Raw genomic sequence first — 20,828 nt, forward strand, 5'->3', positions numbered from 1 at the left:
GCGGCGGAGTGCCCGGACACGGGCTGGTCGGTGCGCGGTCCGGAGGAGGCGCCGATGCCGTGGGCGCGCCCCGTCGCGGGGGCGGTGGTGATCTGTTCCTGGGGGACGATCAGCACCGCGCGGACACCGCCGTACGCGGAGGTGCGCAGCGACACCTGGAAGTCGTACGCCTGCGCGAGGCGGCCGACCACGGCGAGGCCGAGGCGCGGGGTCTCTCCCAGGTCGTTGAGGTCGATGCCCTGCTGGGCCTGCTCCAGCATCCGCTCGGCGCGCTTGCGCGCCTCCTCGCTCATGCTGACGCCGCCGTCCTCGATCTCCACCGCGATGCCGGACTGCACCTCGACGGCGGTCAGGTGGACCCGGGTCTGCGGCGGGGAGTAGCGGGTGGCGTTGTCGAGGAGCTCGGCGAGGGCGTGGATCAGCGGCTCGACGGCGGGGCCGACGACGGCGACCTCGGAGACGGAGTGCAGCTCGACGCGCTGGTAGTCGATGATCCGCGACATGGCGCCGCGGAGCACGCTGAACAGCGGGACCGCGCGACTCCACTGACGGCCCGGACGGGCGCCACCGAGGACGGCGATGGAGTCCGCGAGGCGGCCGATGAGCGCGGTGCCGTGGTCCAGGCGGAGCAGGTCGCCGAAGACGTCGGGGGTGTGGCCGTGGCGGTCCTCCATCTCGCGGAGTTCCTGGGCCTGCTGGTGGACGATCGCCTGCACACGGCGGGCGATGTTGACGAACGCCCGCTGGGCGGAATCGCGCAGGTCCTCCTCGGCGACGACGGCGTCGAGGACGGTGTTGAGGACGGCCTGGTGGGCGGCGGCGAACTCGGGGGTGAGGCCGACCTCCCGTGCCTGGCGGGAGAGTTGTTCGCCGGTCGAGGCGAGGATGTCCTCGGGGAACTCGCCGTGGCCGAGACGGGAGACCATCTCGGGCAGGAGTTCCTTGGAGAGCCGGACGGTTTCCGTCTCCTGGCGGTCGAGCAGGTCCTGCCGCTCGGCGACCTGCCGGCGGAGCTCGGCGACGGCGCGGCCGCGGCGGGCGAGCTCGGCGGTGACCAGGGCCACCGCGATGGTAGCGATCACGCCGATCCAGACGACCGGGGTGCGCGCCGAGGGGGAAACCGCCGCCGTGGCGACGCCCGCGGCGACGGCTGTCACCGCGGCCGGCGCGACCCATGTGAGAACCGAGGCGGGACGCGCCCCTCCGGGCGACGATCCTTCTCGAACCATCTGCACCCTCAAAACCCTCGAACCGTTGGAAGATGGGGACGTTCTACGGGCCACGGACACGACGAACGCCGCCGCGGAGGTCTGCTGCGTCAACTCTCCTCCGCATACCGGGCCGGAATTAGCATAACCGTGTTTGATCAATGACTGACGCCAGGTCATCACACCTTGACCGCACGGGAATCGGGAGTTTCTGCGCAGTTGAGGGCGCTGTTATGGCGTGTCGCCCGCGACCGTGCCACGGCGTTGCACAACCGCAACCGGAAGCGGATTTCAATGCTCCGGATAGTCCGGGAGGTCGAGTGCGGCGGAAAGTGCCGTACCCTGCCCCAGCATCGCGGCGAGCGCGTCCGGATCGTTGAGCAACGCGTCGCGCGCCGCCATCGCCTCGCGGGTGGGCGGGGCGAGGAACGCGCCGGCCGCCCGGCCGCCCTCCTGGCAGGGCGTGACATAGGGGCGTATCAGCTCTTCGTAGCGGGCGAAGGCGCGGTGGTGGTCGCCGCCGGCCGCCGCCAGTTCGCCGGCGAGGACGTACGCCCCGACGAGCGCCGAGCCGGTGCCCGTACCGCCGAGCGTGGCACCGTACGCGGCGTCGCCGAGCAGGACGGTCCGGCCGGTCGACCAGCGCGGGACGTCGACGCGGGCGAGGGCGTCGAAGAAGAGGTCGCGGGCGCCGGGCAGGGTGGCGATCAGCTCCGGGGTCCGCCAGCCGGCGCCCTCGTAGGCACGGGCTATCAGTTTCTTCTGCGCCTCGGTGTCGCGGCGGTCGTACTCCAGCTCCTCCGAGGCGAAGAGGCAGAACACCTCGCCCGCATAGCCGGGGTCGGCGGCGCGGCGGTGCGTACGGCCGACGCTCGCCAGGCGGCCGGGCTCGTTGTATCCCACGGGGCGGACGGCGAGGTGGGCGGCGTCGGGCGGCAGGTCCCAGCAGGCGAGGTAGTGACCGAGGTGACCGACGAATTCCTCCTCCGGGCCGAAGGCGAGGCGCCGCACCGCGGAGCGCAGGCCGTCCGCCCCGACGACGAGGCCGAAGGCGCGCGGGGCGGAGCGCTCGAAGGTGACCCGTACGCCGTCGCCGGTCTCCCTGAGGGAGGTGATCGAGTCGCCGAAGAGGTATTCCGTGCGGGCGGCGGGCGCCCGCGGTGAAGCGTCGCGGTCCCGTGCGGCCCCGTGGAGGCTGTGGTGGTAGAGGATGCGGCACAGGTCGGAGCGGAGTATCTCGATCTCGCCGCCCGCGAACTCCTCGGGCATGACGGCCCGTTCACGGCCCTGTTCATCGACGAAGGACATCGGCGTGCCGCCGGTGGCGTGGCGGCGGACCTCCTCCAGGACGCCCGTCCGCCGCAGCACCGTCCGGTGGAGGTCGCCGCGGAAGTCCACCGCGAAGCCGCCGCCCCGCAGGGCGGGGGCGGCCTCGACCACCGTGGGGCGGTAGCCGTACCGCCCGAGCCAGTGGGCCAGGGCCGGGCCCGCCACACCGGCCCCCGAGATCAGCACCGTCTTCGTCATCACGCACTCCCCCATGCGTCCGCGCGCCGTCCGGCACGGCGCCGGGCGGTCTCGACACCAGAAACTGTATCCGCCGGACACTGATCTGTATACCCCGGACACAGTTTTAGGATGCGGAGGTGACCGGAGACGAAAAGAGCGGTGCGCGGGAGTCAGATGGTGCGCGGGACACGTCCGGGGACCGGGCGGAGCGTGTGGCCTTCCTGTGGGGTGGCCATGAGCGGCCGAGCCGGGGGCCCAAACCGGCGCTGAGCCTGGAGCAGATCACCCGTACCGCGATCGGGCTCGCCGACCTCGGCGGTCTCGGCGCGGTCTCCATGCAGCGGGTGGCGGGCGAGCTGGCCTTCACCAAGATGTCGCTGTACCGCTATGTCCCGGGCAAGTCCGAGCTGGTCGCGCTGATGATCGACACGGCGATGGGGGAACCGCCCGCCGCGCCGGCCGAAGGCGGCGCGGACTCCGGTTGGCGGCCCGCGCTGCGCGCCTGGGCCGAGGCGCTGTCGGCGGTCTTCCACCGCCATCCGTGGCTGCTGGACGCGGCGGTCGGTCCGCGCGTCATGGGCCCCAACGAACTGGGCTGGGCGGAGCGCGCCGTCGCCGCCCTGGCGGGCACCGGGCTCAGCGGCGCGGAACAGCTCGACGTGGTGGCCGTCCTCACCGGCCATGTGCGGGGCGTCGCCCAGGTCGCGGCGTCGATGGGCGCGGCGAGCGGGCGGGCTTCGGGGCCGGAGCAGCTCCTGAGCGCGGCCCTCAACGATCTGCTGGTCGGCCGCTCCGACCGGTTCCCCGCGCTGGCCGCGGCTCTCGCGGCGGCCGGCACGGAGGGGGGCGGCGACCAGGCGCTGGACTTCGGCCTGGAGCGCATCCTGGACGGCCTGGAGGTCCTGGTCGCCCGGCGGGCGGACGCGGCGCGGCGCCCGCCCGCCCCCCGGGCGTAACGGGCCGCCCACACCCGCCGCCGGACGCCCCCTCACGTCACACGCGTCGCACCGACCTCCGCGGCTGCTCCTTGGCGTCGGCCAGCAGGCCGCGCAGCTGGGCGAACTCGTCCACGCACTTGGCGGTGCCGTTGACCACGCAGTCCAGCGGGTCGTCGGCGACGAAGACCGGGACGCCCATCTCCTGCCGCAGCCGCTGGTCGAGGCCGCGCAGCAGGGCGCCGCCGCCGGTCAGGGCGATGCCGCGCTCGATGATGTCGCCGGACAGCTCCGGGGGGCACTCGTCCAGGGTGCGGTGGACGGCGCGGACGATCGCGTCGACCGGTTCGGACAGCGCCTCGCGGATCTCCTCCTCGGTGATCTCCTGGACGCGGGGCAGTCCGCTGACGTGGTCGCGGCCGCGGACGGTGTAGGAGACGGCGCGGTCGGGTTCGCCGTCCTCACCGGTGACGACGGGGGTCCAGGCCGCGGAGCCGATCGCGATCTTGATGTCCTCGGCGGTGCGCTCCCCGATGGCCAGCGAGTGCTTCTTCTTGACGTAGTTGCCGACCGCGGCGTCGAGGGCGTCGCCCGCGACGCGTTCGGACTGGGCGGTGACGATGCCGCCCATGGAGACCACCGCGACCTCGGTCGTACCGCCGCCGATGTCCACCACCATGCAGCCGACCGGTTCGGCGACCGGCAGTCCGGCGCCGATCGCCGCGGCCATCGGTTCCTCGATGAGGTGCACCTCGCGGGCGCCCGCGCCGCGCGCGGAGTCGATGACGGCGCGCCGTTCGACACCGGTGATGCCGGAGGGGACGCAGATGACCACGCGGGGCTTGGTGAAGCGGCGGTGGGGCAGGGCCTTCTTCATCAGCGCGCGGAGCATCTGCTCGGCGGCGTGGAAGTCGGCGATGACGCCCTCCTTGAGGGGGCGCATGGCGGTGATCCCGGAGGGCGTGCGGCCGATCGTCCGTTTGGCCTCCGCGCCGACGGCGACGATGTCACCGGAGGCGTTGACGGCGACGACGGACGGCTCGTTCAGCACCACGCCCTTGCCGCGCGCGTACACCAGGGTGTTCGCGGTGCCGAGGTCGATGCCTATGTCGTACGTACCGGACGAAGTGCTGGACGCCATGGGGAGTTCGCTGTTCTCTCTCGTCTGGATGACAGGCCCCGGGGGAACGGGGTCCTCGGACATCACGGCCCAAACGGCACCAAGGGTTCACCAAGGGCGTCATTTGAGGGCATTCATCAAGACTACCGAGGGGCCGAATTGGTTCCTGAACCGCCCGAGCCGGCCGGAAGGACCGTACCGCGGGGACACTCACCGGTTGCCACCACGCAGCGCGCGGGCCGCGCGGTTGCGTCCGCCGGGCCCCTTGGACAGCGCCTGGGCGACATCGTCCAGGGCGTCGAGCAGCAGCCCCGAGGCGCGCAGGGCGATGCCCTGGCCCCCGGCCCCGGCGTCCCACTCCTCCCAGGTGGCGCGCAGGTCACCCCAGTCCAGGTTCTCGCGCGCGCGTACCGCCTCGGCGGCCCTCTCCAGGGAGCGGCGCAGTTCGGCGGCGAAGGCGGCGGCGCCCGGGTCGGGGTCGGCGTCCCTGGGCGGGAGATGCGCCTCCAGGATCATCGCGACCCGGCCCAGGGTGGCCAGCGCGGTGCTGGCGGCGGCGGCCGCGGAGCGGGAGAGGCCGCGGTGGCGCACCGGCTCCTTCTCGGCGCGGGCCTCGGTCGCCTCCCAGGCGGCGCGGGCCGCGCGGGAGTCCAGCAGCGCCTCGCGGACCTGGCGGGGCTTGCCCTCCCCGGGCCGGGCGTGGCGGTCGAGGACGGCGAGGGCGTAGCGGCCGTTGGCCTCCAGCCACTGGGCGAGGTGTTCGCGCAGCCGGGGCGTCTCCCAGGCGGGGAAGAGGGCGTAGGAGAGCATCGCGAGGACGCCGCCGACGAGGGTGAGCACCACGCGTTCGAGGACGGTCTGCTCCCATCCGGCGCCGGCGACGCCGAGCAGGAAGACGACATAGGCGCCGACGCAGGCCGAGGTGACGATCAGTCCGGTGCGCATCAGCAGGTACATCAGGAAGACGCAGCAGATGGCGAGGGCGGCGGTGACGTACAGGTGGGGGTGGAGGAAGGCCGTCACGGCGCCGCCCGCGGTGACGCCGACGAGGGTGCCGATGAAGCGGGCGACGCCGCGGGAGTAGGTCTGGGCGAAGTCGGGGCGCATCACCATGACGGAGGCGAGCGGCGCCCAGTAGCCGTGGCCGAACGGCAGCGCGGCGCCCAGCAGATAGCCGGCGGAGGCGACCACACTGACCCGCAGCGCGTGCCGCAGGATGCGGGAGGACCAGCGCAGTTCGCGGCGCACGGCGCGCAGCGCGACCGGGACGAGCTTGGGCACGCTGGGGCGCAGGAGGTGGCCGCGTTCGGCCTCGGTGGTGGGGCGGGTGGCCTCGACGGGTTCGTCGGTGAGTTCGACGGCGTCGGCGAGGAGCGCGATGAGGCGGTAGGCGGAGCGGCGGGCGGCGCCCTTGAGCATGGGGCCGGAGGCGGGCACTTCGAGGACGGCCATCGCCTCGGGCGGCAGCCGCACCGGCCGGTCGTGGCGGATCGCGTGGGCGACGGCGTCCAGGACGGTGCCCGCGGCGCCGAGCAGATCGCGGACGCGGTCGCGCTCGGGCCCCTCCAGGGGCGCGCCGACGACGGGGTCGGCGAGGGAGGCGAGGACGGGTCTGACCTGTTCGGCGAGGCCGCGGGGGCCGTGCAGCTGGGTGGGGCGGCGCTTGGCCTGACGCGGGGTCACCGCGGAGGCGAGGCGGGCGTCCATCAGGGGCTGGGGGTCGAAGGGGGCGACCGGGTCGTGGCGCAGCCGGCGGGCGTAGTCGGCCTCGGCGGCCAGGGCGTCGGCGAGGGCGTCGCGCTGGACGCCCCAGGGGCGTACGGGGAAGACGACGATCAGGGTGGCCTGGACGAGGCCGCCGAAGGCGATCAGGGCGGCGTGTTCGAGGGCGCCGAGGACGGAGGTCGGCAGGGTGACGGTGACCAGCATGATCGCCACCATCTGGGTGCCGACCAGTCCGGAGAGCGGTCCGATCGACCAGGCGAGGCCGGAGAGGAAGGTCCAGACGGCGAGGAGCAGCAGGAAGGCGACGGTGTGGGAGGCCGCCAGATAGCCGAGGAAGGTGGAGACGGCCAGGCCCGTCGCGACGGCGAGGGCGAGGACGGGGCGGGGGCGCCAGCTGCGCTGGAAGGTGGCGATGCCGGAGGCGAAGGCGCCGAACGCGGAGGAGACCGCGAGGGCGGGGTCGCCGCGCCACAGGCACAGTCCGACGACGATGGCGACGCCGATCGAGCCGCGGACCGCTATCACGGGGGTGAGCTTGGTCCGCTCGATGGCCAGTCCGGAGCGGGCCGTCTGTTTCAACGCACGCGACCACGTCATACCGAGAGAATACGATCTGGTCACGAGTGATCCGGAATGACCGTAACCAGACTTTTCCATCCGGAGTGCGAAACAGGTCGCTCGCGTCAGCCCGACGCACCGCCAGGCATCTCCTCCCTCACCGCACCAAACAGAAAAAACCGGTAAACCACTCATCCGTGACGCGTAAACGCCCCAGGTCACGACCGGCCGCCCCGCGGCGGCCCGGCGTGTGCGAGCAAACAGACACCACGGAACGGAAACCCCGTCTCCCACCGGCCCCTCTTGCCTGCCGACCGGGGCCCCTCCCGGCCGGCAGGCAAGGAGAAGGACCCGTGCGCAGATCCCTGTTCGCTCCCGTGGCCGCCCTGACCACCCTGATCGTGCTGGCCTGCACCGCCGGCTGTGACGCGGGCGGCTCCCGCGCCGCCGCGGTGCGCTTCGGCGCGCCGCCCGCCACGACCGCGGGCAAGGCCGCCCCCGCCGACCGCCACTCCCTGGTGCGGATGCCCACGCACCCGATCACGTTCCAGGAGCAGAGCCGGGTCGGCGGCGCGGGCGGCGGCACCCCCATCGGGATGACCACCTTCCACGGCCCGAAGTCCGGCTTCACCGGCAAGGTGTGGGTGTGGGCACCGCCGGAGTACTACGAGAAACGCAACGCGCGCAAGGGCTTCCCCGTGATGGAGGCACTCCCCGGCGCCTACGGCTACCCCGTCAACTACTGGATCGGCTCCGACCTCAAGCTGGAGGAGACCCTCGCCCGGCTCTCCAAGGAGGGCAGGAGCCTGCCGTTCATCGTCGTGATGCCGGTCCTCAACCCCGACGACAAGCAGTACTACGACGGCAGCGACATCCCCGGGCAGCCGAGGATGGGCACCTGGCTCAGCGAGGACGTGCCCGACCTCGTACGGCAGAACTTCCGCACGCTCAGGACCCGCGACGCCTGGGCGATCATGGGGTCCTCGTCGGGCGGGTTCGCCGCGCTGAAGAACGTCCTCCAGCACCCGGACACCTTCAAGGTCGCCATCCCCAACGGGCCCGACATCGTCCCCGACTCCCCGCTGTGGAACGGCCACGCCACCGCCGAGCGGGAGAACAACCCCGAGGTACTGGCCCGGCGGCTGATCGACCGCGGCGGCCCCGACGTCTACCTCGCGTTCCAGGACGGCGCCAAGGAGTCCAGCGTGCTCCCCAAGGTCCGCCGGTTCATCACCGACTACGGGCACGGCCCGGTGCACACCCGGCTCCACATCGTCCCCCACGGCACCCACAGCGGCCTGACCTACGTCACCGGCCTGAGCGAGGGCACGATGCAGTGGGTCAGCGCCCATATGCGGGGACCGACCGCCTGAACCGGGGCCGTCCGCGCCCCTCGCGGACGGCCCCCGCTACGACACCACGTCCTTACGGGCGAAGCCCCGGAACGCCAGCGCCACCAGCACCAGCGCATACGTCACCGACACCGCCGCGCCCTGGAGCATCGCCGCGCTCTCCATCCGGGGCTGGAGGGCGTCCGCCCAGGCGTACTGCCAGTGCGCGGGCAGCAGCGCACGCCATCCGCCGAGCGCCGTGACCTGGTCGAGGACCGTACCGACGATGGTCAGCCCGACCGCGCCGCCGACCGCGCCCAACGGCGCGTCGGTCACCGTCGACAGCCAGAACGCCAGGGCCGCCGTGACCAGTTGGCACACGAACAGCGAGCAGACCGCGACCGCCAGCCGCGGCACCGCCTCCCCCGCCGACAGCGCGGCACCCGTCGGCAGCCGCAACGGCCCCCAGCCGTACGCGACCAGTCCCACACCGAACGCCACCAGCGGCAGCAGCACCATCGCGGCGGCGCTGTACAGCAGCCCGACGACGAGCTTGGCCAGCAGCAGCCGGGCGCGCGGCACGGGCGCGGCCAGCAGATAGCGCAACGACGACCAGCTCGCCTCCGACGCCACCGTGTCCCCGCAGAACAGCGCCACCGGGACGACCAGCACGAAACCCGCCGAGACGAACAGGACCGTGGCGGTGAAGTTCGCCCCGGAGGCGGTGGCCGTATCTATCAGGCCCGTGCGGCCGCCGGCGCGCGTGTGCTGCTCCCCGCCGATCGCGAACGCGGCGACCAGCACGAACGGCAGCAGCGCCAGCAGCGCGCCGACGACCACCGTGCGGCGGCGCAGCAGCTGGCGGCGCGCCTCGACGCGCAGCGGGAGGGTGCGGTACGGCCGGTAGCCGGGCGCGGCCGGGGTGGCGGGGGTCATCGGTCCCCTCCGATCAGGGTGAGGAAGGCGTCCTCCAGACGGTGGTGCGGATGGACGCGGTCCACCGGGACGTCCAGGCGCAGCAGTCCGGCGATCAGCCGGGGCGTGCCGGAGCCGTCGCCCACACGGACCAGCAGTCCCCCGTCGGTACGGACCGCGGAGACGACGCCGGGCAGCGCGGCGGCCTTCTCCACCACCGCTTCGGTGAGCGCCCCGGGGTCGGTGACGCCGACGAACAGGGTGTCGCCGGAGCCGGCGATCTCCGCCACCGGGCCGGCCGCGACGAGCCGCCCGCGGTCCATGACGACCAGATGGGTGCAGCTCTGCTCGACCTCGGACAGCAGATGGCTGGAGACGATGACGGTGCGTCCGGCCGCCGCGTACCGGATCATCACCTCGCGCATCCGGCGTATCTGCGGCGGATCGAGGCCGTTGGCCGGTTCATCGAGGATCAGCAGATCGGGCAGGCCGAGCATGGCCTGGGCGAGGGCGAGGCGCTGGCGCATGCCCTGCGAGTAGGTGCGCACCGGGCGGTCCAGGGCGTCGCCCAGCCCCGCGATCTCCAGCGCCTCGTCCCCGCGGGCGTCGGCGGCCGGGCGGCCGGTGGCCCGCCAGTACAGGTCGAGGTTGGCGCGCCCGGACAGGTGCGGCAGGAACCCGGCGCCCTCGACGAACGCGCCGACCCGGGACAACACCGGTGCCCCGGGCCGGATCGCGTGCCCGAAGACCCGGATCTCGCCCTCGTCCGGCCGGATCAGGCCCATCAGCATCCGCAGGGTGGTGGTCTTGCCCGCGCCGTTGGGCCCGAGGAGGCCCAGGACCTGCCCGCGCTCCGCCCGGAACGTCAGGTCCCGTACGGCGTAGCGGTCGCTGCCCTTGGCGTAGCGCTTGGCCAGCCCGGTGATCTGCAACGGGACGTCGGCGAGCGCCGGATCGGGGGCGGGCGCCGCGGACCGCCGCCGGCCGGTGACCAGCAGCAGGACGGCGACGACGGCACCGGCCAGCGGAAGGCCCCAGGTCCAGGCGGGCAGAGGGGTGGTGGCGGTGCGCAGCCCCGGCGCCGTGGGGGCGGTCAGGGCGCCGCCGCCGTCGAGCGCCGCGTGGAGGGTGGCGGGCGTGAGGGGTGAGGCGTGGGCGAGGTCGGTGGTGGCGAGCACCAGCCGCAGGCGGTGCCCGGCCGCGAACTCGTGGTCGACGGCGGGCAGCCGCAGCTCGGCGCGGGTGCCGCCGGCCCGGTCCGTGCCGGTGAGCCGGTACGGGGCGACGAGTTGTGCGGGCAGGATCTGGCGGCCGCCGTCCGGGGCGACGTCGTAGAGCTTGGCGAACAGCACCGCCTCGGGTGCCGAGGACCGCACCCGGACGGTGACGCGGGCGCTGCCGGTGAGGCGGAGCGGTGAGGTCAGCGGTGCCGAGTCGAACCGGGCGTACTGGCCGGGGAAGTCGAGGGCCGTCCCGGCGCCGAGGGAGGAGAGCCCGGCGAGGGCACCGCTGCCGGGGACGGAGGAGACGGCGGGCGGCTGTGCCCCGGCCGGGTTGGCGAAGCGCTGCTCCCGTCCGGTGAGCCGGATCTCGCGGGGTGTGCCGTCCAGTCCGGGGTAGCTCCCGCCGCTCGCGCCGCGCAGCCGTACGGTCCCCTCGGTGGAGTCCACTCCCCCGCTGCGGGTGACCCGGAACGCGGGGCCGGTGTCCGCCCCGGTGTCGCCCTTGAGGTAGCGGTCGAACCAGGCGCGGACGCGGGCGGTGGTCCGGTCCGTCTCCCGGTCGCCGCCGTCGTGGCCGCCCGCGATCCAGTCGACGGCGGCCGGCGCGCCGTTCGCGCGGACGGCGCGCTGGGCCGCGTCGGCCTGGTCGAGCGGGAACAGGGAGTCGGTCTGGCCCTGGAGGAGCAGGGTGGGGACCTTGATGCGGCCGCCGACGGCGGAGGGGCTGCGCGCCTCCAGTACCCGGCGCGCCGCGGCGTCCGGTTTCCCGGCGGCGGCGACGCGTTCATAGAGGGCGCACAGGGCGGGTTCGAAGCGGCCGCAGCCACCCTGCCCGTCCGGGGCGCGGCCGGGCGGCGTGGTGGGGGCCCGGGTGGAGCCGGTGGTGAAGAAGACGCCGGCCCACAGCTTCTTGAAGACGCCGTGCGGGAAGAGGGCGTCGGCGAGGTTCCAGTACGTCATCGCCGGGGCGATGGCGTCGATGCGGCGGTCGTGGGCGGCGGCGAGCAGGGCGACGGCACCGCCGTAGGAGGCCCCGGCGACGCCCACTCTCGGGTCGCCCGCCGCGTCGAGCCGTACCTCGGGGCGGCGGGCGAGCCAGTCGACGAGGCGGCCGACGTCGGCGACCTCGCGGTCCGGCGCGTTCAGCCCGATCCGGCCGGACGATCCGCCGAAGCCGCGCGCCGACCAGGTCAGGACGGCGTACCCGGAGCGCGCCAGTTCCTCGGCCTCGTCGCGGACGGTGTCCTTGCTGCCGCCGAAGCCGTGGCCGAGGAGGACGGCGGGGCGGCGGCCGGCCGGTCCGGAGGTGTAGAAGGAGGTGTCGATCCGTACCGTCCCCGTGCCCCCGGGCTTCTCGGGCACGGTGAGGAAGCGGTCCTCGCGGTGCACGGCGGGCGCGGCGCCCGGGGCGAGGACCGTCCAGGCGCCGGCCGCCACGAGGACGGCGAGGGCGGCGACGGCCGCGTACAGCCGACGGCCGCGCAGTCTCAGGTCCATGACGGGCAGTCTAGGGACGGCCTCTGACAACGCCCCCGCCCCGTACGCGCGGGGCCCCCTGCCGGCGGGGGTGCCGTCAGGGGGCCGTGCGTGCCGTACTTGCGGTCCCGTGCGGCACGCACCGGGGCCGGGCGGCGCACCGGGGGGACGGGACGCCGCCCGTGACGGCCGCCAAGGGGGGCGGCCGTCGTCTGCGGGGCGGCTCAGTGGTTGCTGGGGAAGCCCAGGTTGATGCCGCCGTCGGCCGGGTCGGGCCAGCGGGTGGTGACGACCTTGCCGCGGGTGTAGAAGTGCACGCCGTCGTTGCCGTAGATGTGGTGGTCGCCGAAGAGGGAGTCCTTCCAGCCACCGAAGGAGTGGTAGCCGACGGGCACCGGGATCGGCACGTTGACGCCGACCATGCCGGCCTCCACCTCCAGCTGGAAGCGGCGGGCGGCGCCTCCGTCGCGGGTGAAGATGGCGGTGCCGTTGCCCCACGGCGAGTTGTTCATCAGCGTGATGGCCTCGTCGTAGGTCTCCACGCGGACGACCGAGAGGACCGGGCCGAAGATCTCGTCGCGGTAGGCGTCCATCTCCGGGGTGACGTTGTCCAGGAGGGACACGCCGATCCAGTGGCCGTTCTCGTGGCCCTCGACGGTGAAGCCGGTGCCGTCGATGACGACGTCGGCGCCCTGGGCGGCGGCGCCGGTCACGTAGGAGGCGACCTTGTCGCGGTGCACCTTGGTGATCAGCGGGCCCATCTCGGAGGCCGGGTCGTTGCCGGGGCCGATGCGCAGCGCGGCGGCCCGCTCCTTGATCTTTGCGATCAGCGGGTCGGCGGTGTCACCGACGGCGACGAGGACGGAGACGGCCATGCAGCGCTCGCCGGCCGAGCCGTAGGCGGCGTTGATGGCGGCGTCGGCGGCCAGGTCGAGGTCGGCGTCCGGCAGGACCAGCATGTGGTTCTTGGCGCCGCCCAGCGCCTGGACGCGCTTGCCGTTGGCGGTGCCGGTGGTGTGGATGTACCGGGCGATGGGGGTGGAGCCGACGAAGGAGACGGCGGCGACGTCCGGGTGCTCCAGGATGCGGTCGACGGCGGTCTTGTCACCGTTGACGACGTTCAGCACGCCGTCGGGCAGGCCCGCCTCGGCGGCCAGCTCGGCGAGCTTGAGGGCGGCGCTGGGGACCTTCTCGCTGGGCTTGAGGACGAAGGTGTTGCCGCAGGCGATGGCGAGCGGGAACATCCACATCGGCACCATGGCCGGGAAGTTGAACGGCGTGATGCCGGCGACGACGCCGAGGGGCTGGCGGATCGCGGCGACGTCCACGCGGGTGGAGACCTGGGTGGACAGCTCGCCCTTGAGCTTCTCGGAGATGCCGCAGGCCAGCTCGACGATCTCCATGCCGCGGGCGACCTCGCCGAGCGCGTCGGAGTGCACCTTGCCGTGCTCGGCGGTGATCAGACGGGCCAGCTCGTCGCGGTGCGCGTCGACCAGCTCGCGGTAGCGGAAGAGGATGGCGGTGCGCTTGGCCAGGGAGCTGGTGCCCCAGGTGCGGTGCGCCTCCTTGGCGGCGGCGACGGCCGCGTCGACCTCGTCGACGGTGGCGAACGGGACCTGCTTCTCCTGGACACCGGTGGCCGGGTCAAAGACCGGGCCGAAGTTGCCGGAGACGCCCTCGACGGGCTTGCCGCCGATCCAGTGGCTGAGGGTCTTCATGCGGGGGCCTTTCTGGGTGATGACGACGTCGGAGGGTCAGAGGTGGCGGCGGCGGCCGGCGACGTGCCGGTCGTACTCCGCGCGGGCGCGGACCGCCGCCGGACGGGTCGCGGTCTCGGCAACGGGAACATCCCACCAGGCCTGGGCGGCCGGCGCGCCCGGCACAGTGTCGGCCGTTTCGGTCTCGACGTAGACACATGTGGGGCGGTCGGAGGCGCGGGCCTCGGCGAGGGCGGCGCGCAGTTCCTTGACGGTGGCGGCGCGCAGCACGTCCATGCCGAGGGAGGCGGCGTTGGCGGCGAGGTCGACGGGGAGGGGGGCGCCGGTGTAGGTGCCGTCCCCGGAGCGGAAGCGGTAGGCGGTGCCGAAGCGTTCGCCGCCGGTCTCCTCGGAGAGGCCGCCGATGGAGGCGTAGCCGTGGTTCTGGACGAGGACGAGGTTGATGTTGACGCCCTCCTGGACCGCGGTGACGATCTCGGTGGGGTTCATCAGGTACGTGCCGTCGCCGACCAGCGCCCACACGGGGCGGTCGGGGGCGGCGAGGCGGACGCCGATGGCGGCGGGGATCTCGTAGCCCATGCAGGAGTAGCCGTACTCCAGGTGGTACTGCCGGGGGGACCGGGCGCGCCAGAGCTTGTGGAGGTCGCCGGGGAGGGAGCCGGCCGCGTTGATGACCACGTCGGTGTCGTCGACGAGGGCGTCGAGGGCGCCGAGGACCTGGGTCTGGGAGGGGCGGGCCTGCTCGTCGTCCGCGGCGTAGGCGGCGTCGACCAGGCGCTCCCACTCCTCCTTGGCGGCGCGGTAGGACGCCTCGTACGCGGCGTCGACACGGTGGCCGGACAGCGCCTCGGTGAGGGCTTCGAGGCCGGCGCGGGCGTCGGCGGTCAGGGCGCTCGCGCCGAGCTTGTGGGAGTCGAAGGAGGCGATGTTGAGGTTGACGAAGCGGACGCCGGGGTCGGCGAAGAGGGTCGCCGAGGCGGTGGTGAAGTCGGTGTAGCGGGTGCCGACGCCGATGACGAGGTCGGCCTCGCGGGCCAGGGCGTCGGCGGTGGCGGTGCCGGTGTGGCCGATGCCGCCGATGTCGGCGGGGTGGTCGTGGCGCAGCGAGCCCTTGCCGGCCTGGGTGGAGGCGACGGGGATGCCGGTGGCGTCGGCGAAGGCGCGCAGCGCGTCCTCGGCCTGGCTGTGGTGGACGCCGCCGCCGGCGATCAGCAGCGGGCGCCGGGCGGAGCGGATGGCGCGGACCGCGTCGTCGAGGGCGCGGGCGTCGGGTGCCGGGCGGGCGACGTGCCAGACGCGGTCGGCGAAGAACTCCTCGGGCCAGTCGTACGCCTCGGCCTGGACGTCCTGCGGGAGGGCGAGGGTGACGGCGCCGGTGTCGACGGGGTCGGCGAGGGTGCGCATCGCCTGGAGGGCGGCGGGGATCAGCGCCTCGGGGCGGGTGACGCGGTCGAAGTAGCGGGAGACCGGGCGCAGCGCGTCGTTGACGGTGACATCGCCGGCAAAGGGCACTTCGAGCTGCTGGAGGACGGGGTCGGCGGGCCGGGTGGCGAAGGTGTCGCCGGGCAGCAGCAGGACGGGCAGCCGGTTGACGGTGGCGAGGGCGGCGCCGGTGACGAGGTTGGTGGCGCCGGGGCCGATGGAGGTGGTGACGGCGTGGGCGGAGAGCCGGTCGTTCTGGCGGGCGTAGCCGACGGCGGCGTGCACCATGGCCTGCTCGTTGCGGCCCTGGAGGTAGGGCATGTCGTCCTGGGACTCCAGGAGTGCCTGGCCGATGCCGGCGACGTTGCCGTGGCCGAAGATGCCCCAGGTGGCGGCGACGAGGCGGTGCCTGCGGCCGTCGCGCTCGGTGTACTGGTGGGCCAGGAACTCGACCAGGGCCTGCGCGACGGTGAGCCGGCGGGTCGTCGGGGCGGTCATCGGGCTTCTCCTGCGGGGGCGGTGTAGAGGGGGAGGCGGGCGTCGACGGGCTGCTCCGGCCAGGTGCCGCGGATCCAGCCGTGGTCGGGGTGGTCGCAGATCAGCCACTCGCGGGCCTCGCCGGGACCGGCCATGACGTTGAGGTAGTACAGCGTGTGGCCGGGGGCCGCGATGGACGGGCCGTGCCAGCCGTCGGGGATGAGGACGGCGTCGCCGCCGCGGACCTCGGCGAGGACGTCGGTGCCGCGGCCGTGGCCGGAGGGGGTGACGCGCTGGTAGCCGACGCCCTCGGTGCCGTGCGCGGGCTCGACCTCGAAGTAGTAGATCTCCTCCAGCTCGGACTCCTCGCCGGGGCGGCACTCGTCGTGCTTGTGCGGCGGGTAGGAGGACCAGTTGCCGCCGGGGGTGAGGACCTCGACGGCGATGAGCTTGTCGCACTCGAAGGAGCCGGCCGCGCCGAAGTTGTTGACCTGACGGGAGCAGGTGCCGCTGCCGCGCAGTTCGACGGGGACGTCGGAGGCGGGTCCGTAGCGGGCCGGGAGGCGGCGGGCGCAGCGGGCGCCGGTGAGGGCGAAGCGGCCGCCCGCGCCGCTGGCGATCTGCACATGCGCGTCGCGCGGTACGTAAGCGAAGTCGGTGACGCCGCTGAACACGCTCTCGCGCCCGGTGAGTTCGAAGGTCTCGCCGCTGTCGGTGACGACGGTGCAGCCGCCGGACAGGGGCAGGACGATCCACTCGCTGTCGCCGGTGGCGAAGGAGTGGTGGCCGCCGGGCGGCAGGTCGAGGACGCGGAGGGAGGAGTATCCCCAGCCGGCCTTCTCCGGGTCGATGTCCAGGGCGTAGGGGCCGCGGGCGCCCTCCCCCGCCTTGACGTGGAACTGCGCGGACGCGATGGACTCAGCGGACTCAGCACTCATGACGACAAGTCTCCTTCCTCTGCGGCGCGGGTCACAGGAGCCCGACGGCGGTGTCGACGGCCGTGGCGACGTCGCCGTCGGCCGGGTAGAGCAGGGAGCGGCCGACGACCAGCCCCTGGACGGTGGGCAGCCGCAGCGCCTTGCGCCACTTCTCGTACACGCCGTCCTGGTCCTTGCCGACCTCGCCGCCGAGGAGCACGGTCGGCAGGGTGGAGGTCTCGCAGACCTGGGCCATGTCGTCGGGGTCGTCGGTGACGGGGAGCTTGAGCCAGGTGTAGGCGGAGGTGCCGCCGAGGCCGGAGGCGATGGCGACGGACTTGGTGACGGCCTCGGCGCCGAGGTCGTTCCTGACCTTGCCGTCGACGCGGCGGGAGAGGAACGGTTCGACGAAGACGGGGAGTTCGCGGGCGGCCATGTCGTCGATGGCGCGGGCGGTGGACTCCAGGGTGGTGAGGGAGCCGGGGTCGGAGTAGTCGATGCGGAGCAGGAGCTTGCCCGCGTCGAAGCGGAGGCGGGTGAGGTCCTCGGGACGGTGGCCGGTGAACCGGTCGTCCATCTCGAAGGCGGTGCCCGCGATGCCGCCGCGGTTCATGGAGCCCATGACGACCTTGCCGTCGAGGGCGCCGAGGAGCAGCAGGTCCTCCAGGATGTCGGCGGTGGCGAGGACGCCGTCGACGCCGGGCCGGGAGAGCGCGAGGACGAGGCGTTCGAGGAGGTCGAGGCGGTTGGCCATGGCGAGCTTCTGGTCGCCGACGGCGAGCGCGCCGCGGGCCGGGTGGTCGGCGGCGACGATCATCAGCCGGCCGCTGTCGCCTATGAGGGGACGGCGGGGGCGGCGGGCCGCGGCCTCGGCGACGGCTTCGGGGTGCCGGGCCCGCAGCGCCGGGAGGTCACTGATGCGGGGGGTCAAGGCTCAACTCACCTTCTTGGGTGCACGGGTGGGGCGGGGCCGCCGGGGCGGAGAGGTGCGCCGGGGCGCGGCGGCCGGGGTGCGGCGTGTCATCGGGCCGCGAGGAAGGCGTCGACCTCGTCGGTGGTCGGCATCGCGGAGGAGCAGGCGAGGCGGGAGGCGACGATGGCGCCGGCGGCGTTGGCGTAGCGCATCATCGGCTCCAGGTCCCAGCCGCTCAGGAGGCCGTGGCAGAGCGCGCCGCCGAAGGAGTCGCCGGCGCCGAGGCCGTTGACGACGTCGACGGGGGTGGGTGCCACCTCGGCGCTGCGGCCGTCGCGGTGAACGGCGAGGACGCCCTTGGGTCCCTGCTTGACGACGGCGAGTTCGACGCCCATGTCGAGCAGGGCGCGGGCGCAGTCCTGCGGGTCGCGCAGTCCGGTGGCGACCTCGGCCTCGTCGATGTTGCCGACGGCGACGGTGGCGTGGGCGAGGGCGGCCTCGTAGTGCGGGCGGGCGGCGGCCATGGCGGCGGGGCCGGTGGCGCCGCCGTCACCGGAGGCGCCGCCCTCGCCGCCCCAGAACATCGGGCGCCAGTCGAGGTCGAAGACGGTGGGGCCGCTCTTGGCGCGGGCCTCCAGGGCGGCGAGGGTGGCGCCGCGGCTGGGCTCCTCGCTCAGTCCGGTTCCGGTGATCCAGAAGATGCGGGCGGCGCGGATGGCGTCCCGGTCGAGCTCGTCGGGGTGGATGACCAGGTCGGGGGCCTTGGGGCGGCGGTAGAAGTAGAGCGGGAAGTCGTCCGGCGGGAAGATCTCGCAGAAGGTGACGGGGGTGGGGTAGGCGTCCACCGGGGTCACCCAGCGGTCGTCGACGCCGAAGTCGCGCAGCGCCTCGTGGACGTAGTCGCCGAAGGGGTCGCGGCCGGTGCGGCTGATCACGGCGGTGCGGCGGCCGAGCCGGGCGGCGGCGACGGCGACGTTGGTGGCGGAGCCGCCGAGGAACTTGCCGAAGGTCTCGACCCGGGACAGCGGCACGCCGGTCTGGAGCGGGTAGATGTCCACCCCGGTGCGGCCCATGGTGATCAGGTCGTACGGCTCGGTCATGCGTGCCCCTTCGGGTCGGTGGATCGGCGAGCCGTCGGTGGCGGTCCGGCTCCGGAGACAGGTCTAACCGGACCGCTCAGGGACTGTCAATAGTTTGTCCTTACATTCTGACGTTTTCACTTCGGCCGAAAATCGCCCCCCGTCCGGTCGTCACCAAAGTGACAACGTCATTAAGTCCTTATGTCAGGACGAAGTCTTGACACGTGTGGGAGCTGCGTGGAGGCTGTGCCCCACAAGCCCGCCACAGCGCCTCCCGGTCACCGGCGACCGGCGAGAGGAGAGCCGCAGCATGTCCGATTCCCGTACCGTTGCGCCCGTTCTGGACCGTATTCGGGTCGGCTCCGCCCCCGACTCGTGGGGTGTCTGGTTCCCCGACGACGACAAGCAGGTCCCCTGGGAGCGCTTCCTCGACGAGGTCTCCGAGGCCGGCTACGAGTGGATCGAACTCGGCCCGTACGGCTACCTCCCCACCGACCCGGAGGTCCTCCACCGCGAGATCGCCCGCCGCGAACTGAAGGTTTCGGCCGGAACGATCTTCACCTCGCTGCACCACGGCGACGCCGTCTGGGACAAGACCTGGGCCCATGTCTCCGAGGTCGCCACCCTCACCCGGGCGATGGACGCCAAGCACCTCGTCGTCATTCCTTCGTTCTGGCGGGACGACAAGACCGCCGAGCTGCTCGAACCGAGCGAGCTGACCACCGAGCAGTGGCGCAACCTGACCACCGGCATGGAGAAGCTCGGCAAGCGGGTGCGCGAGGAGTTCGGCCTCGACATCGTCGTCCACCCGCACGCGGACACCCACATCGACACCGAGGAGCACGTCGAGCGCTTCCTCGACGGCACCGACTCCGGCCTCGTCAACCTCTGCCTCGACACCGGCCACTACGCCTACTGCGGCGGCGACAGCGTCAAGCTCATCCGCACCTACGGCGAGCGGATCGGCTACCTCCACCTCAAGCAGGTCGACCCGGCGATCCTCGCCGACGTCACCGCCAACGGCACCCCCTTCGGCCCCGCCGTCCAGCAGGGCGTGATGTGCGAACCGCCGCAGGGCGTCCCCGCACTGCCGCCCGTCCTGGAGGCCGCCCAGGAACTCGGCGTCGACCTCTTCGCCATCGTCGAGCAGGACATGTACCCCTGCCCGCCCGACCAGCCGCTGCCGATCGCCCGGCGCACCCGCCGCTTCCTGCGCTCCTGCGGCGCCTGACGAACCGGACCGGCGCAGTCCCCGCGTGCCCCTCCCCCGGCACGCGGACGAGAAAAGAGAACTGATGAGCACTCAGCAGACCCTCGGTGTCGCCGTCATCGGCACCGGCCGGATGGGCGCCGACCACGTGCGCCGTCTCACCCACGTGACCAGCGGAGCCCGCGTCGCCGCCGTGGCCGACATCGACGCGGACCGGGTCAAGCACCTCGCGTACGACATCGACGGCTGCACCGCGCACACCGACCCGGCCGCCGCCATGGACGCCCCCGGCGTCGACGCCGTCCTGATCGCCTCCCCCGGACCGGCCCACGAGGCGGCCCTGCTCGCCGCCTTCGAACGGGACCTGCCCGTCCTGTGCGAGAAGCCGCTCACCCCGGACCCCGCCTCCGCGCTGCGCGTCCTGGAGGCCGAGCAGCGGCTGGGCCACCGCCGCGTCCAGGTCGGCTTCATGCGCCGCTACGACGCGGACTACATGGCCCTCAAGTCGCTGCTGGAGCGCGGCACCCACGGCCGTCCGCTGATGCTCCGCAACAAGCACCGCAACTTCGACACCCCGCCCGGCTTCACCGACGCGATGACGATCCACGACTCGGCCGTCCACGAGATCGATGTGACGCGCTGGCTGCTGGACGAGGAGATCACCGCCGTCCGCGTGCTGCGCTCCACCCCCTCGGCCAACGCCCCCGAGGGCCTGAGCGACCCCCAGCTGATCCTCTTCGAGACCTCGGGCGGCCAGGTCGTCGACACCGAGCTGTTCCTCAACTCCAGCGTCGGCTACCAGGTCACCTGCGAGGCGATCTGCGAGAGCGGCACCGCCCGGATCGGCGACGACCACGGCGTGTTCGTCAACACCGCGGGCCACTGGGGCGGGGCCATCCCCCCCGGCTTCGTCGAGCGGTTCGAGGACGCCTACGACCGGCAGGTGCAGCGCTGGGTGGACGCCACCCGCCGCGGCGAGGTCGAGGGCCCCAGCTGCTGGGACGGCTACGCCGCCGCCGCCGTGTGCGAGGCGGGTGTCCGCGCCCAGGAGACCGGTGACCGCGTCACCGTCGACCTGATCGAACGCCCCGC

15 protein-coding genes are annotated in these 20,828 nt (G+C 73.4%); 4 read left to right on the forward strand and 11 right to left on the reverse strand.

Annotated features, from left to right (window positions below; all coding sequences use genetic code 11):
• A partial coding sequence (locus AC51EU_RS13980; RefSeq protein ID WP_496267211.1) for an ATP-binding protein occupies positions 1–1,229 on the reverse strand: 1,229 nt, incomplete at its 3' end.
• 270 nt (positions 1,230–1,499) lie between these two features.
• Positions 1,500–2,735 carry an FAD-dependent monooxygenase gene (locus AC51EU_RS13985; protein ID WP_496267212.1) on the reverse strand — a complete coding sequence of 412 codons (1,236 nt, stop codon included), beginning with the start codon at positions 2,733–2,735 and terminating at the stop codon, positions 1,500–1,502.
• Positions 2,736–2,854: 119 nt separating this feature from the next.
• Between AC51EU_RS13985 and AC51EU_RS13990 the strand changes: the two genes are divergently transcribed.
• The gene (locus AC51EU_RS13990) at positions 2,855–3,673 is read left to right on the forward strand and encodes a TetR/AcrR family transcriptional regulator (protein ID WP_496267213.1); all 819 of its coding nucleotides are present in this window, start codon (positions 2,855–2,857) and stop codon (positions 3,671–3,673) included.
• A 37-nt stretch (positions 3,674–3,710) separates the two neighbouring features.
• On the opposite strand, the gene AC51EU_RS13995 is transcribed toward AC51EU_RS13990, so the two are convergent.
• Both AC51EU_RS13995 and AC51EU_RS14000 read right to left on the reverse strand, forming a co-directional pair.
• Entirely contained in the window at positions 3,711–4,793 is a 1,083-nt protein-coding gene (locus AC51EU_RS13995; protein ID WP_496267214.1) for a rod shape-determining protein, read from the reverse strand.
• A gap of 189 nt (positions 4,794–4,982) precedes the next feature.
• Entirely contained in the window at positions 4,983–7,094 is a 2,112-nt protein-coding gene (locus AC51EU_RS14000) for an FUSC family protein (protein WP_496267215.1), read from the reverse strand.
• A gap of 314 nt (positions 7,095–7,408) precedes the next feature.
• On the opposite strand from AC51EU_RS14000, the gene AC51EU_RS14005 reads away from it, so the two are divergent.
• Positions 7,409–8,428 (forward strand): alpha/beta hydrolase, encoded by a 1,020-nt coding sequence (locus AC51EU_RS14005; protein ID WP_496267216.1) that lies wholly within the window; start codon positions 7,409–7,411, stop codon positions 8,426–8,428.
• Positions 8,429–8,464: 36 nt separating this feature from the next.
• On the opposite strand, the gene AC51EU_RS14010 is transcribed toward AC51EU_RS14005, so the two are convergent.
• The 7 genes from AC51EU_RS14010 to iolC form a co-directional block, all read right to left on the reverse strand.
• Complete coding sequence (locus tag AC51EU_RS14010) at positions 8,465–9,322, reverse strand: ABC transporter permease (protein WP_496267217.1); 858 nt, start codon at positions 9,320–9,322, stop codon at positions 8,465–8,467.
• Positions 9,319–12,021 (reverse strand): alpha/beta fold hydrolase, encoded by a 2,703-nt coding sequence (locus AC51EU_RS14015; protein WP_496267218.1) that lies wholly within the window; start codon positions 12,019–12,021, stop codon positions 9,319–9,321. The genes AC51EU_RS14010 and AC51EU_RS14015 overlap by 4 nt, the downstream gene beginning before the upstream one ends.
• Positions 12,022–12,224: 203 nt before the next feature.
• Positions 12,225–13,718: a CoA-acylating methylmalonate-semialdehyde dehydrogenase gene (locus AC51EU_RS14020; protein WP_496267219.1), complete on the reverse strand. Its 1,494-nt coding sequence runs from the start codon at positions 13,716–13,718 to the stop codon at positions 12,225–12,227.
• Between the two features lie 36 nt (positions 13,719–13,754).
• Complete coding sequence (gene iolD, locus AC51EU_RS14025) at positions 13,755–15,638, reverse strand: 3D-(3,5/4)-trihydroxycyclohexane-1,2-dione acylhydrolase (decyclizing) (protein ID WP_496267220.1); 1,884 nt, start codon at positions 15,636–15,638, stop codon at positions 13,755–13,757.
• On the reverse strand, positions 15,635–16,555 hold the full coding sequence (iolB, locus tag AC51EU_RS14030; RefSeq protein ID WP_496267221.1) for a 5-deoxy-glucuronate isomerase: 921 nt from the start codon (positions 16,553–16,555) through the stop codon (positions 15,635–15,637). The genes iolD and iolB overlap by 4 nt, the downstream gene beginning before the upstream one ends.
• Positions 16,556–16,586: 31 nt before the next feature.
• Positions 16,587–17,465 carry a Cgl0159 family (beta/alpha)8-fold protein gene (locus AC51EU_RS14035; RefSeq protein WP_496267222.1) on the reverse strand — a complete coding sequence of 293 codons (879 nt, stop codon included), beginning with the start codon at positions 17,463–17,465 and terminating at the stop codon, positions 16,587–16,589.
• A gap of 89 nt (positions 17,466–17,554) precedes the next feature.
• Positions 17,555–18,547 carry a 5-dehydro-2-deoxygluconokinase gene (gene iolC, locus AC51EU_RS14040; RefSeq protein WP_496267223.1) on the reverse strand — a complete coding sequence of 331 codons (993 nt, stop codon included), beginning with the start codon at positions 18,545–18,547 and terminating at the stop codon, positions 17,555–17,557.
• Positions 18,548–18,836: 289 nt separating this feature from the next.
• Here iolC and AC51EU_RS14045 point away from each other — a divergent pair, with 289 nt between their 5' ends.
• Together AC51EU_RS14045 and AC51EU_RS14050 are read left to right on the forward strand one after the other, a co-directional pair.
• Positions 18,837–19,757 carry a sugar phosphate isomerase/epimerase family protein gene (locus AC51EU_RS14045; protein ID WP_496267224.1) on the forward strand — a complete coding sequence of 307 codons (921 nt, stop codon included), beginning with the start codon at positions 18,837–18,839 and terminating at the stop codon, positions 19,755–19,757.
• Positions 19,758–19,821: 64 nt separating this feature from the next.
• The coding region (locus AC51EU_RS14050; protein ID WP_496267225.1) for a Gfo/Idh/MocA family protein at positions 19,822–20,828 on the forward strand (1,007 nt) is incomplete at its 3' end.

The sequence above is a fragment of the Candidatus Streptomyces philanthi genome (assembly GCF_059553635.1).

Bases quoted from the DNA above. Each gene is read 5' to 3' on its own strand.
- AC51EU_RS13985 (WP_496267212.1), bottom strand. From the start codon at position 2,735: ATGACGAAGACGGTGCTGATCTCGGGGGCCGGTGTGGCGGGCCCGGCC.
- AC51EU_RS13995 (WP_496267214.1), bottom strand. From the start codon at position 4,793: ATGGCGTCCAGCACTTCGTCCGGTACGTACGACATAGGCATCGACCTC.
- AC51EU_RS14000 (WP_496267215.1), bottom strand. From the start codon at position 7,094: ATGACGTGGTCGCGTGCGTTGAAACAGACGGCCCGCTCCGGACTGGCC.
- AC51EU_RS14010 (WP_496267217.1), bottom strand. From the start codon at position 9,322: ATGACCCCCGCCACCCCGGCCGCGCCCGGCTACCGGCCGTACCGCACC.
- AC51EU_RS14015 (WP_496267218.1), bottom strand. From the start codon at position 12,021: ATGGACCTGAGACTGCGCGGCCGTCGGCTGTACGCGGCCGTCGCCGCC.
- AC51EU_RS14020 (WP_496267219.1), bottom strand. From the start codon at position 13,718: ATGAAGACCCTCAGCCACTGGATCGGCGGCAAGCCCGTCGAGGGCGTC.
- iolD (WP_496267220.1), bottom strand. From the start codon at position 15,638: ATGACCGCCCCGACGACCCGCCGGCTCACCGTCGCGCAGGCCCTGGTC.
- iolB (WP_496267221.1), bottom strand. From the start codon at position 16,555: ATGAGTGCTGAGTCCGCTGAGTCCATCGCGTCCGCGCAGTTCCACGTC.
- iolC (WP_496267223.1), bottom strand. From the start codon at position 18,547: ATGACCGAGCCGTACGACCTGATCACCATGGGCCGCACCGGGGTGGAC.
- AC51EU_RS14045 (WP_496267224.1), top strand. From the start codon at position 18,837: ATGTCCGATTCCCGTACCGTTGCGCCCGTTCTGGACCGTATTCGGGTC.